Source organism: Cyclobacterium sp. L-R (assembly GCF_056859355.1).
The window spans coordinates 49,120-63,044 of record NZ_JBSXOH010000058.1; the positions used below are offsets into that span (position 1 = coordinate 49,120).

The following is a 13,925-nucleotide window of genomic DNA, read 5'->3' on the forward strand; positions in this document are numbered from 1 at the left end:
AGAAAAAAAGGCCAAAAGTGTTGAAGCCACTTTTGACCTAATTATTCCCCCTCTGCAAAGGCATAAAGCCTAAAGGGACGTTTTTGCCTAAAATTATTGTGTAACAAAAACTTTACAAATGTATGAAAATTCAAATACACCACACTGCATTATTTATAAAAATAATGAGAATATCATTGGTTCAACTTATTATTTTTCTGATAGTTACCGGGGCTTCTGTGGCAGGCCCCTCTCACGCCCAGAATGTGTTGAAAATCAATCTATCCATAGAGATTGATGAACAACCTATAAAGGATGTTTTGGGACAAATCGAAAATTTGGCAGATGTGAAATTTGCCTATTCGGTAGGTTTGGTTAGGCCAAAAGAAACAATTTCATTAAAAATCGTGAATGAAGAATTGGGTTCTGTTTTAGATAAAATCTTTTCCTCAAGAAATGTAAAATATTTTGTACTGGGAAAGCAAATAATTTTGAACCAATCCACTAATTTCAAAATGAATAATAACCTTATTTCTATTAAGTTAAATGAGTTGATCATTTCGGGAAAGGTTAGCAATAAAGATGGAGAATCTTTACCTGGGGTAACCATAAGAGTAAAAGGCACTACCATAGGAACGGTTACAGATATTGATGGAGATTACAAATTGGAAATTCCGGGTAGTAATGGTGTCATATTGGTAATTTCATCAATAGGGTTTAAAGACCAAGAGGTAAGTATTGATGGTAGATCTGTCATCAACTTAGTTTTAGAGGAAGATGTACAAAGTTTGAATGAAGTAGTGGTAACTGCATTGGGTGTTGAAAAAGACCCTAAAAGTATAACCTATAGTACTCAGAAAGTATCTCCAGCTGAAGCAAGTAAGGTTAAAGACCCCAATTTCATGAACAGTTTGGCAGGGAAGGTTGCTGGTGCAGTGATCACCAAGGGTAATTTTGGACCCGGAAGTGCACCTAGGATATTATTACGTGGTAATAAATCTCTAACAGGAAATAGTGAACCTCTATTTGTTTTGAATGGTGTGCCAATGATAGGTGGCTCAGACATTCTATCTAACTATAACCCTGAAGACATCGAAAGTATACAAGTGTTAAAAGGAGCATCTGCGGCCGCACTTTATGGTAGTGAAGCTGCTAATGGAGTTATTTTGGTTAATACCAAGAAAGGTCAGCATGGCGTTTCTAAAGTAGAATTTTCGTCAACTTTTACTGTCGAAAATGCTGTCGATTTACCCAAATTACAAACATCTTATGGACAGACCGATCCAATTTATAATGATAGTTGGGGAGAGAAAATTAGCAACGGTAGTGACAGTCATTTAAAAGAATTCTTTGAAACTGGAAAAACCAGAATCAATTCAGTTTCTTTTTCAAATGGTAGTGATATAGGGCAACTTTATATGTCTTTTTCTAACACCTCTGCTAGTGGGATTCTACCTAAAAATAAGCTAGAACAAAATAATTTTACGGTAAGATTGACATCTCAGTTTTTTAACGACAAATTATCAATTGATGGTTCTATCAACTATACCAATCAGGAAATTTTTAATCAAAATTCCGCAGGAGGTTACAGTGCCTTGCCTGGAATTTATTCTTTTCCTGTAGGAGATGATTTTTCAAAATACGACAAGGATAATTTTGAAATTTGGGATCCAGTTAGGGCCATGTATGTTCAAAATTGGCCATACATCCGGAATGAAACTTTTCCAAACCAAAACCCTTACTGGGTACAGAATAGAAATCAGCGCGACTTCCAAAGAGACCATACAATTTCTGCTTTTATAGCAAAACTTGAGCTTTACAGCTGGTTGGACTTACAGGGAAGGATCACCTATGATAAAATATATGACAAATCAGAATTTAGAAACTATGCCTCTACTCAAGGGACAGTAGCAGGTCCTAATGGTGGATATGGATTAGGTCAATCGTCAATTGACAATATTTACTCGGATTTACTATTGATAGGGAATAAAAACATCACTAGGGATTACAATCTAGCTGGTACCCTTGGTTTTAGTAATCGTGAAACAACCAGTGCAGGGTTGAATTTATCTTCTACAGTTCCAACTTCTCTAGTTTTCCCAAATTACTTTTCTGTTTATGCGTTAAATGGGCAATACAATAAAGGAGAAAGCCTTAGGAAAACAATGACACAAGCGGCTTTCGGGAATGCAACATTAGGGTATAGAGAAAAAATTTACCTAGACATAACCGCTAGAAATGAATGGAGTTCCACTGTTGCTCAATCCTTTTTCTATCCGTCAGTTGGGCTTTCTTATATTTTGAAAGATGGTTCAAACGACCGCAATAGTGCATCTAATGTTTTGTCCTTTGCTAAGTTTACAGGATCCTATGCTGAGGTGGGTAATAGTTTGCCTTTTGGTATTAACAACCGAGCGCCAGCCATGTCTTTGGACAATAGTGGTAATCTTAATCCGAGAGGAACACTTCCCTTTTTTAATGGTACGGATACTTTAAGTTTAAATCCTGAACGTACTAAGTCTTACGAATTTGGCGCTGATCTTAGGTTCATTAACGACAAATTAAGCCTTAACCTAAACTATTACAATGCCACTACCTCAGATCAAATCTTGCAAATTCAAGCACCTGCAGGGGCAGGTGCTTCAAATTTTTGGATCAACGGAGGGATTATTCGAAATAAAGGTATTGAAGGAATAATCAACTATAATTCCTCGATCGGCGGAATCCAATGGGTTTCTTCGCTAAATTTCTCTCACAACAAAAATCAGATTAGGGAATTGAGTGACAAGCTTGATGCGGAAAGATTTGTATTAACTAGTTTTAATCAAAGCAGACTAGTATCGATCTATCTAACCAGACCGGTAGATGGGGAATACGGTTCTTTTGGAGATATGTATGGTAGGGTTTATGAAAAAAATGAAAATGGAACCCTTATAACCGATGAAGATGGTCTTCCTCAAGTATCTGCAAATCCAGATCAATTTATTGGCAATGCAAACCCTAATTTCTTGGCTGGTTTGAATAACTCTTTTGCCTATAAGAATTTTTCTTTGTCTTTTCTGATTGACAGCAGATTTGGTGGAGGAGTAATCAATAGGACTGAGGTCTGGTTGGATTATAAAGGACTTTCAGAAAGATCAGGAGAGGCCAGAGACAATGGAGGTGTGATGGTAAATGGGCAGATGGTAGACGCTAAAGAATTTTACCTGAATCAAACAGGTGCAGGTGCCACCGCAATTGCATCTGAATATTTTTTCGATGCCACCAATATTCGATTGCGAGAATTTCAAATAGGTTATAATTTACCGCTAACCAATGAATTTATTAAGGAATTAAATTTATCCTTCGTTGGACGTAACTTGTTTTTCTTTTATAAAAAGGCCCCTTTTGACCCTGAGATTAGTGTAAATACATCTCCTACTTCAGAAGGTATTTCTTCTTTTAGTCAACCTCAAACTAGGTCATTTGGCATAAGTCTAAGAGCTATATTTTAATTCGTCGGAAACTTTCGTTTCAAATGAATTTTTCCTGATTTTGTCAACTAAAATATAAAAAAATGAAAAATTACACCCCAAATATAAAATCTATAAATGCCATAATTATGGCATGCTTCCTGTTTTTCTCAGTGTCCTGTGTGGAATATATGCAAGATATTAATCAGGACCAAAAACTTATTACTGATGAATTATTAAGACATGATGCAAATGAAGGTGGGGTATCTCTGCCTGGTATGCAGCTAAGTATAATGGACGTACTAACAACTTGGCGCATAGAAATGCAACAAAACCTTAACGCCGATAATTATGGAGGATATATGAGTTTACCTGCACCATTTTTCGACAATAGAAACAATGGTACTTATGCTATGGTAGATAGCTGGAACAATCAGATCTGGTTGGTTCCTTCCCAAAAAGTTTTGGATCAATGGTTGATGATGAAAAAAAGAGGTTTTGACCAAGACTATCCAGATCTTTATGCTTTAGGTATTATTTTTAAAACCTTTGCAGGGCACAGATTGGCAGATATTTTTGGCCCAATTCCTTATTCAAAATATGGAGAATCTAGTGATGTTAGCTTTGATTCAGTAGAAGAGGCTTATGATGTTTTTTTTAAAGAATTAAAGGAGGCAGTAGATGTTTTGCGGGAGGCAGAATCGGCAAACCCGGAAGCAGATAAGGTGAGGTATGCAAAATTTGATAAGTCCAATTATGCAGGTGACTATGCAATATGGGTAAGGGTTGCCAATACACTAAGATTAAGGTTAGCGATAAGGATTTCAAAAGTAGCTCCTGAAAGAGCAAAGCTTGAAGCAGAAAGTGCGATAGCTGACGGAGGAGTTTTGACTGCTGCTGATGGATCATTTGAAATGTCTACTGGAAGTATACATCCCTTAGAAACCATAACTTCTGCGTGGCAAGAAACCAGAATTAATGCGATGGTAGAAACTATTTTAGGAGGATATAATGATCCTAGATTACCTAAGTATGCAGTGCCCGCTTCTGACCCTTCCTTAAACGGGGAGATTAAAGGTGTTCGATCTGGGGCTATATTCGGCGAGAAAAATTACCTTGGTTTTTCTCAGGTAAACTTTTTTGGAAACCCTTATGTGAAGGTTATGGATGTTGCTGAAAGTTATTTTCTATGTGCAGAAGGGGCACTTAGGGGTTGGAATATGGGGGGGACGGCCAAAGATTTCTATGAAGAAGGAGTTAAGGTTTCCTTTTCAGCAAATGGTGTTGGCGGTGTAGATGAGTACTTGGAAAACAATACAGGTACCCAATTGCCATATGTAGATCCAAATAATTCTCAAAATAATATTCAACCGTTGTCAGATATAACTATAAAATGGGCTGAGAATGATATATTTGAAAGAAAGCTTGAAAGGATCCTTACTCAGAAATGGATAGCGATGTACCCTGATGGTCAAGAAGCCTGGTCCGAATTTAGAAGAACTGGATATCCAAAGTTATACCCAATTGCAGTAAACTACAGTGATTTTACTGGTGGTGACTATATAAAAAGAATTACATATCCCACTTCCATTACCAATAGTAGCCAATCCTCTGTTGATGAAGCGGTGGGCTTGTATCTCAATGGAGATGATAATATTTTCACCCCTTTATGGTGGGATGTAGATTGAATAAATTAAAATTTAACATGCGAACAAAGAATTTAAGTTTTCCGGTGATTAAAGGCTTTTATAACCATCAACGTATCATCGTATTTGTATTAGGCTTTGCCCTATTGCTTTACGCTTGCCAGCCAAAGTCCACCAATGAGGATAGATCTCTGGAAAATGCTTTGTCTACTTTTGTCCTAGAAGATGATTTTCAGATAGAGCTTATTGCAGGGGAGCCTTTAGTAGCTGACCCAGTAGACATGGTAATAGATGAGCAGGGTAGAATGTTCGTGGTTGAAATGCATGGTTATCCATTGGACCTCAGTGGGTCTGGGAAAGTGAAACGCTTGTCAGATACTGATGGTGACGGGATAATGGATGAAAGTGTCATTTTTGCAGATAACCTGGTGGTGCCTACTGGGATCATGCGCTGGAAACAAGGCATTATCGTAACAGATCCACCCAACGTTTATTACCTGGAAGACAGCAATGGAGATGGTAAAGCAGATATCAAGCAAACCCTTTTAACAGGGTTTGCGCTTTCTAATCCTCAGCACAATGTTAACAGTCCCAAATTGGCATTGGATAACTGGATCTATTTGGGGCATGAGCCTGCGGTTACTACGACCATTTATGAAGACTTACTTGGGGATAAAGGTACCGATGTATATTATCCAGAAAAACCAGAACTCAACAGATTGCCGCAAAATGCCGGAGGCAGAAGTATCCGATTCAAACCTGACACCTATGACTTAGAGTTGCTAAGTAGTAGGACCCAATTTGGGCACACTGCCGATGCATATGGGCACAGGTTTTTATTGAACAATAGCAATCATATTATTCAGGAAGTGCTTTCTGCTGAATACCTGGATAGGAATCCCCATGTGGTGATTACGGGAGTCACTCAGTCATCCTCAGATCATGGCAGTGGTGCTGAAGTTTTCCCGATTACCATCAATCCCCAACATCAGTTATTGACTGACCTAGGTGTAATGACTTCTGCTTGCGGATTGACTGCCTACTTGGGAGGAGCTTTTCCTGAGCGGTACAATCAGTCAACCTTTGTGTCAGAGCCGGTAAGCAATTTGGTACATGTGGATTTCGTCAAGGAGGATGGGACAGGTTTTATTGCCTCTCGAGAGCATCCTGACAAAGAATTTTTAGCTTCTACAGATGCTTGGTTTCGACCTGTTAATGCTTATGTTGGCCCTGATGGAGCTTTGTATATCCTGGATTATTACCGTCAGATCATAGAACATCCTGAATGGATGGCTGAAGAGGTGGTTCAGTCTGGAGCTTTGTACAATGGAACAGACCAAGGGAGGATTTACCGTATTACGCCTAAGGGTACTTCCCCAATAGATTGGTCAAATAAATTGACTATGGATAAAGCTTCACCTGAAGAATTACTTAGTAAGTTGTCTCATAAAAATGCTTGGTGGAGGATGAATGCCCAAAGGCTAATCGTGGATCAGCGTCCTGAGAGCCTGATTCCTCAATTAAAGGATTTGGCGATTTCTGGAGAAAGCCCAATGGGGCGACTTCATGCTTTATGGACTTTGCAGGGGATCGGAGCATTGGATCAAGAAACTGTAGCAAGTTCTTTAAAAGACCCAGTAGCAGGTATTCGGGAAAATGCTGTGAAATTGGCTGAGCTTTTCTTGGCTCAATCCCCTGAGTTTGCTGAAAATTTGCTGGCCTTAGAAAATGATCCTGATCCAAAAGTTCGGTTTCAGTTGATGCAAACCCTAGGGTACATTGAAAGTGAAAGTGCTTTTCAGGTGCGAAAAGCACTTTTATTCAAAGATATCGAGGACAAATGGGTGCAATTGGCAGCACTTTCAGCACCTTTTTCAGAGAGTAGTAAACTTATCAATCCAGTATTGGACCAGTACACCGCTACACCTGCCTTCAATGGTCTGGTACAAAGCATGGCTTCAATGGTTGGTGCCAGCATGGATGAGCAAGTCATTTATACCATGGTACAAAGAGCCACGAGAAAAAATACCCAAAATAAATACGACTGGCAGCCAGCTCTTTTGCGTGGCTTGGCACAGGGAATCAAAAATAAAAAACGAGCTGGTTCACATGGGGCAAGCGCTGGTTTATTGGCAACAACAGTTTTTGAACATTCCTCAATAGAAGTAAAAGGAGCTGCAATTCAGGTTTTAGAGGGGATAGGTTTGGACAATGTAAAGGGTAAAGCCCTAGCCCTATCAAAAGCGAAAGAAATAGCATTGAACAAAACATTGACTGGAGAAGAAAGAAGCATGGGGATTCGGTTTTTGGCTTTGGGCAATAATGCGGAGTACGAAGACATGCTTGTAGGCTTGGTGGATGTTGTTGAGCCTTTACCTGTACAATTGGCAGCTTTTAGAACATTAAGCAAATCGCAAGGCAATTCATTTTCTCAATTGGTACTTGATCGTTGGGATAGTTTTACGCCTGAATTAAGAGATGCAGCCATTAGCGCGATGATGATGAATGGGGAAAGGATTGCAGTTTTGTTGGGAGCACTTGAAGATGGAGTTATACAAAAAGCAACCATTGGCTGGAGAAGAAGTGTAGGTTTAATGGCGAACAAAGATGAAAAGCTTCGATTAAGAGCTAGGGCCATTTTGACCCGGCCTGAAGGCGAAAGTGAAAAAATCATTGCCACCTATCAACCTGCTTTGGAGCTAAGTGGTACAATTCAATCTGGAGCTACAGTTTTTCAGAAAAACTGTGCCATCTGCCATCAAATGGGAGAGGATCAGGGAATTGCTTTTGGTCCTGACTTGTCTTCTTTGAAAAACAGACGTGCAGCCAGTATCATGAGTGATATCTTGAACCCTAATTTGTCCATAGCAGATGGCTATGATCTTTGGGAGGTGGAGTTGCAAAATGGGGAACTTCACCAAGGGCTTATTTCCTCCGAAACACCTACTGCTATTAACCTTCGCAATGCAGGTGGAATTGACAAGAGCATTTCCAGAGCCAATATTAAAACATTGAAATTAGTCGAAATGTCTGCCATGCCGACTGGTCTTGAACAGAGTATTTCCCTTCAGGAGATGGCTGATTTATTGGCCTATATCCGAAAGTCAGAATAAAAAAATACAAGAAAACTTCTTTAAAATATATCAATTAACCCAAGAAAATGAAACGATTAATAGTTAAACCATTAATGCTGTTTATGTTGGCTATTGCAGGCTTTCAGCTCAATGGTTTTGGGGCTGCTCCAAAACCATTGAATGTAGGGTTGGCGAAGGTGGTAATTACTCCTGAAATCCCCGTTCGACTTACGGGCTATTCCAGTAGGGATTTCCCTTTTGAGGGAGTTCAGCATGAATTATGGGCCAAAGCAATGGCATTTGGAGATGCGAAAAAAGGATACCGTATTATTATAACCGTAGATTTATTGGGTATACCCCATAAGGTCACAGAGCAGGTGCGGGATGCCCTAGCGAAAGAAATAGGGATATTACCGGCCAACCTCTCTATCTGTGCTTCACATACCCATAGTGGCCCGCAAATAGGGAATATTATCTCTCATTTCAATAAACCCTTGGGGCCAGATGAATTGGCTGAAGTTGCGCTTTATGCCATGGGGCTTGTACCAAAACTAAAGGGCTTGGCAATGAATGCCATCGCTAATGCTACACCTTCCTTGGCTTCTCATAGTAAAGGAGAAGTGAAATTTGCTGTAAATAGAAGGACTTCCATAAACCCCAATGGGGTTTCAGACCATTCCTTGCCTGTAATGCGTATTACGGATCTTGAAGGGAAGACAAAAGCAATAATGCTCAATTATGCTTGCCATGCTGTTACTTTAGGTCCTAAAAATAATGTGGCACATGGAGATTGGGTAGGTGAAGCCCAGATTCAGGTGGAGGAGAATTTACCTGAAGGTGCCATGGCCATGGTAGTTATTGGATGTGGAGCAGATCAGAATTCTTCCCCACGTATGAACAACAAAAAACCAGAAATGGATTTGGTGTATGCCAAAGATCAGGGAAAACAAATTGCTGATGAGGTTAATCGTTTGCTCGGAAAAGACAACTGGAAAAGTATCCGTCAACCACCTGAAGGTAAAATGAAATATGTTGAACTTACCTTTGCAGAAATGCCTGACCCTAGAAAATTGGCGCAAGATGCCAAGGGAGCCGGTAGGACAAGTAATTACTCTCTCCTTTTGCTTGGACGGATGGCAAGGAGTGGAGATATTCCTGAGAAAATAGATTACCCAATTCAAGTTTGGGATTTTGGTAAAGACTTGGTCATGGTGTTTTTGGCTGGAGAAGTGGTTGTAGATTATGCCATTCGCCTAAAGAAAGAGTTGGGTGAAGATCGGGTTTGGGTTAATTCTTATTCCAATGACATGCCCTGTTATATTCCTTCACTCAGAATACTGAAGGAGGGAGGGTATGAAGCAGAAACGGCCATGATTGGTTATGAGAAGCCTTCCAGATTTACCGAGGATGTAGAAGATATAATAATGAATGGCATTTATTCCATTTTACCTAAATCAATTAAATAATGTGTTTAACCAAACTGATAACATCAAAGCTATTTAAGAAGTACCATAAGGTTAGGAGCTCAACTTTCTTAATGGTAATCCTTTGTGTTCTGCTGCTTTCTGTACAAACAACCTTTGCCGGAGATTTTAAAGCCGCTGTAGTCAAAGAAAATATTACACCGAAAGTTCCCAAACAATTATTGGGCTATGGGGCCAGGCTATCAGAAGGGATTCTGGATAGTATTTATCATCAAATTTTAATATTAGATGATGGTAATTCCAAATTTGCACTTGTCTCCACAGATATTTGTGTACTCTCACCTGCAACCTATGATAAGGTGGCAAAATTGGTTGAGAAGAAGTTTGGTATAGTACGCAGTAATTTTTGGTGGTCAGTTACCCATACCCATTCAGCACCTGAAGTAGGAGCTCCAGGGCTCCCAGAAGCGTTTATGGGAGAGCGATATAAACATCCTATAGATACCAATTATACTGACTTGGTGACCAGTAAATTACTGGATGGCATTGAAAAAGGGATTCAGCAACTTGCTCCGGCAAGTCTTGGAGTTGGCTGGGGGCATTCATCTGCCAATATCAACAGAAGGGCCAGAGACATAGATGATGTTGCCTTTTTGGGGATGAATCCTGATGGGGCTGTAGACCGAAGAATTGGCATTCTAAAAATAGTCCACAAGGAAGACCATCGTTTAATGGCTACAGTGGCCAATTATGCGATACATGGGACAGTCTTGGGAGGACAAAATTTACTCATCAGTGGAGATGGTCCAGGTGTAGTTGCGAAATATGTGGAAGAAAAATCCGGTGCTCCGATGTTGTTTATCAACGGGGCTGCAGGTAATCTCGCACCTATCTACAGTGTTTACCCTGATGCAAGGTCTGGTAGGATGAATATGCTGAGGAGGTTACTTGGAGATAAGATCCTTATGGCAAGTAAGGAAATCCTTAACTATGAAGATCAGATTTCCTTTTCTGCTTCAGAGATGGATTTTTTGACACCTATGAAGGAGGGGTTAAAATGGCCTGAAGCTTTAAATGAGTATATTGTAGATGAAAAAGGAACAGCCAAAACCATCAAAGTACCCGTTCGATTTCTTAATATCAATGATAAAATTGGTATTTGGGCCAGTCCTTTAGAACTGTTTTGTGAAATCTCAAATGAAGTAAGAGAGCGATCTCCATTTCCTTATACCTTCTATTATGGTTATACCAATGGTTGGTTGGGATACATGCTGACCGAAGAAGAGTGGGAATACAAAGGCTATGAGCCTACTGTTTCTCCTTTTGTTCCCAATGCAGGTACTAGATTCGGTGAGACAGTATTGTCTTATTTGGAAAGTGAATTGAAAAGTAAATAATAAACCAATCCTGAGATGAAGTCAATATTTTCAGTAAGCACATTAATAGTAGTATTAGTTTTAGGTGTATTTAGTGCAAACGCACAGAACCCGGATTTCCCTTGGCCGGAAGGAAAAAAAATGGCCATTAGTTTAAGTTTTGATGATGCCCGAGCGAGCAACCCCGATCCGGGAGCAACGCTATTGAATGAGTACGGGGTGAAAGCTACATTCTATGTGGTGCCTGCAAGTATGGAACGGAATATTGAGGGTTGGAAGATGGTAGTGGAGACAGGCCATGAGATTGGTAACCACTCTTTGAATCATCCCTGCACTGGGAATTTCGGCTGGTCCAGATCTGAGGCCTTGGAAGATTATACCTTAAAGCGAATGCGGAAAGAATTGATTGATACAAATGATGAAGTAGAGCGATTGTTGGGAGTGAGACCAGAGGTTTTTGCTTATCCATGCGGTCTGTCATTTGTAGGTAAGGGAGAGGAAACACAAAGCTATGTCCCATTAATTTCTGAGATGTTTCTTTCAGGAAGGGGTTGGAAAGATGAAGCTCCTGTTGATCCTTATTATGCTGATATGGCTCAACTTACAGGAATGGAAATGGACAATATGACCTTTGAAGAAATATTACCACTTATAGAAGCTGCTGGCAAAGATAGGAAATGGTTGGTGCTTGCCGGTCATGAAAATGGAACGGAAGGAAATCAAACCACCTATTTGAGCATGTTAAGAAAGCTTTGTGAATATGCAAATGATCCTGCCAATGGTATTTGGATTGCTCCAGTTGGAACGGTGGCCAAGTATGTGAATGAAAAGCGAGAAGAAATGGAGGGAAGCTTAAATATTCCGGGAATTACCAGAGCGGCATTAAATGAAACGGTACACCTTCCGGCTGAGAAAGCAAAAGGTATAGGGCCTGATATCCAATACATGCCTGAGTGGAATGCATTTGGTTGGTTTACAGCTAAGGATAGAGTAGAGTGGGACTTGGATCTTCCAAAGAAAGGTGCGTATGAAGTATGGATGGAATGGTCCGTATCGGACGAGGAAGCAGGTAAACCATTTGTGCTTACATCTGGTAATCAAACCATAGAAGGAGTAATCAAACCTTCTGGCTCTTGGGAAACTTTCAAAAAAATAAAGATTGGTGAACTTACCTTAGAAGAAGATTACAATAGAATTATCGTGGCTTCTGGACAGGAGTTTGGAAAAGGAGCATTAATGGATTTAAAAGCTTTGACACTGGTGCCTATTAAGTAGGGCTTCTTGCTGATTTATTAATTACCTGATAACCAGCGTAATAATTAACAAAAACATAACACAAAAACCCCGAATTTAGCTGTTTAAAGCTTTTTTCGGGGTTTTCTTTTTTGTATTTTAAGGTTGCAGAATAAAATACTATGAAAGATACAGCGCAACTACAGATTTTCAAAGACTTCGACGGATATTCTCCAAAATATCATTTTTTTAAGAATTCGTTGTTTGGCCAGATAAAAGATTCCATCCCCTGGGATGAGCTCGCAGGATGTCTTCCGCCAGAGAATACAGGTCCGGGTGCTCCCAGGTGGTTTGATGCCAAGGGAATGTTTGGCATGATGTTCCTCAAGGCCTACCTCAATGTCAGCGACAGACAGCTCATCGAAAGGTTCAATACAGATTACAGTTTGCAGATGTTCTGCGGCAAACTTCTGGCCGAGGACAAACAGATCAGGGATTATACTCTTATGACAGGGATAAGGGCCTATATTGAAGAGCACTGTGAATGGGAACAGGTTCAGTCAGTACTGCTCAACCACTGGAAAAAGGATGTGAACAATTTCCATGTACTTCTCATGGATGCCACCTGCTACGAGAGCTATATCCGCTTTCCTACCGATGTGAAACTTTTGTGGGAGTGCTGTGAATGGGTGTTTGAAAAGCAACTTTTTAGGTTGTGCAAGATCCTGAAGACCAAAAGGCCGCGTTCTAAATACCGGGAACAGAAGATTAAGCAGCTTGTCTATTTCAGGAAAAGGAGGAATACCCTTAAAGAGACGCTTCGCAGAAGGAAATCGCTGGTATACCTTTTGGAAAAAGGAATCGAGCAACTTCAGCAAATAATGGATATGTTCAGGGGAGAATGTATGAGGCCGGAAGATTTTGCCTGTTTGAGAACCATCCAGAAAATTCTGGTACAGCAGACATTTTTGTTGACCCACAAACCATCTGAGCTCAAAGACAGGATCGTTTCCCTTCACAAACCCTATGTCAGGCCTATAGTAAGGGGAAAAGAAAACAAACCTGTGGAGTTCGGAATGAAGGTACACATGCTGCAGGTCGATGGGCTCTCATTTATAGACAAGATGAGTTTCAGAAACTTCAATGAATGTAAAAGACTGAAAACCTCCGTGGTGAAACACAAAACAGTTTTCAAGGGAACATCACAGCTTGGCGCAGACCGAATATATGCCACCAACGAAAACAGAAGATACTGTACCGAAAACAGCATATTCACCTGCTTCCCGAAGAAGGGCCCAAAAAAACACTCAAAAGCAGAGAAGATACTCAGCAGCGAAATATCAAAGCAAAGGGCAACGGTAATGGAAGGTATTTTCGGAACCCACAAAGATCATTACGGGCTAAGAAAAATTAAAGTCCGGGGAGAAAAGCGGGAGATGTTGATGGTGCTTTTTGCAACCATGGCGGCCAATGCTGTAAAAATCGCAAAGAAAAGAAACCGGGAGGAGCCTGCACCCAGAGAGAAGGCAGCCTGAAGAGAAAAAAGATCAAAAAATCTTTATCGTGGGATACCTATGTCCAATGGATAAAAGGTCAAAGAAAACCTACCCAACGCCTCACCAAATTGCACTTTACCGTAGTCGAATTGTACTGCTGATCAGAAGACAAACACACAAAATAACCACGAATAATTTAGTTTATCTTTACTTGGTCAAATTTTATCGAATTTTCCAACAAGCCC

General features: G+C 40.1%; 7 protein-coding genes. All 7 read left to right on the top strand.

Annotation, left to right across the window (positions count from 1 at the left end; genetic code table 11):
* The first annotated feature begins 122 nt into the window (after positions 1-122).
* The 7 genes from AC13EX_RS07645 to AC13EX_RS07675 all read left to right on the top strand — a co-directional run bounded on the left by AC13EX_RS07645 (position 123) and on the right by AC13EX_RS07675 (position 13,719).
* Positions 123-3,473 (top strand): SusC/RagA family TonB-linked outer membrane protein, encoded by a 3,351-nt coding sequence (locus tag AC13EX_RS07645; protein WP_482892209.1) that lies wholly within the window; start codon positions 123-125, stop codon positions 3,471-3,473.
* Between the two features lie 62 nt (positions 3,474-3,535).
* Positions 3,536-5,119: a SusD/RagB family nutrient-binding outer membrane lipoprotein gene (locus tag AC13EX_RS07650; protein WP_482892210.1), complete on the top strand. Its 1,584-nt coding sequence runs from the start codon at positions 3,536-3,538 to the stop codon at positions 5,117-5,119.
* Between the two features lie 17 nt (positions 5,120-5,136).
* Positions 5,137-8,190 (top strand): PVC-type heme-binding CxxCH protein, encoded by a 3,054-nt coding sequence (locus tag AC13EX_RS07655; RefSeq protein ID WP_482892211.1) that lies wholly within the window; start codon positions 5,137-5,139, stop codon positions 8,188-8,190.
* Between the two features lie 47 nt (positions 8,191-8,237).
* The gene (locus tag AC13EX_RS07660) at positions 8,238-9,617 is read left to right on the top strand and encodes a hypothetical protein (RefSeq protein WP_482892212.1); all 1,380 of its coding nucleotides are present in this window, start codon (positions 8,238-8,240) and stop codon (positions 9,615-9,617) included.
* A complete protein-coding gene (locus tag AC13EX_RS07665) occupies positions 9,617-10,972 on the top strand; it encodes a neutral/alkaline non-lysosomal ceramidase N-terminal domain-containing protein (RefSeq protein WP_482892213.1) in 1,356 nt (451 codons plus the stop codon). The genes AC13EX_RS07660 and AC13EX_RS07665 overlap by 1 nt, the downstream gene beginning before the upstream one ends.
* A 15-nt stretch (positions 10,973-10,987) precedes the next feature.
* Positions 10,988-12,226 carry a polysaccharide deacetylase family protein gene (locus AC13EX_RS07670; RefSeq protein WP_482892214.1) on the top strand — a complete coding sequence of 413 codons (1,239 nt, stop codon included), beginning with the start codon at positions 10,988-10,990 and terminating at the stop codon, positions 12,224-12,226.
* A 140-nt stretch (positions 12,227-12,366) separates the two neighbouring features.
* On the top strand, positions 12,367-13,719 hold the full coding sequence (locus AC13EX_RS07675) for a transposase (RefSeq protein ID WP_482892215.1): 1,353 nt from the start codon (positions 12,367-12,369) through the stop codon (positions 13,717-13,719).
* The last annotated feature ends 206 nt before the right edge of the window (positions 13,720-13,925 follow it).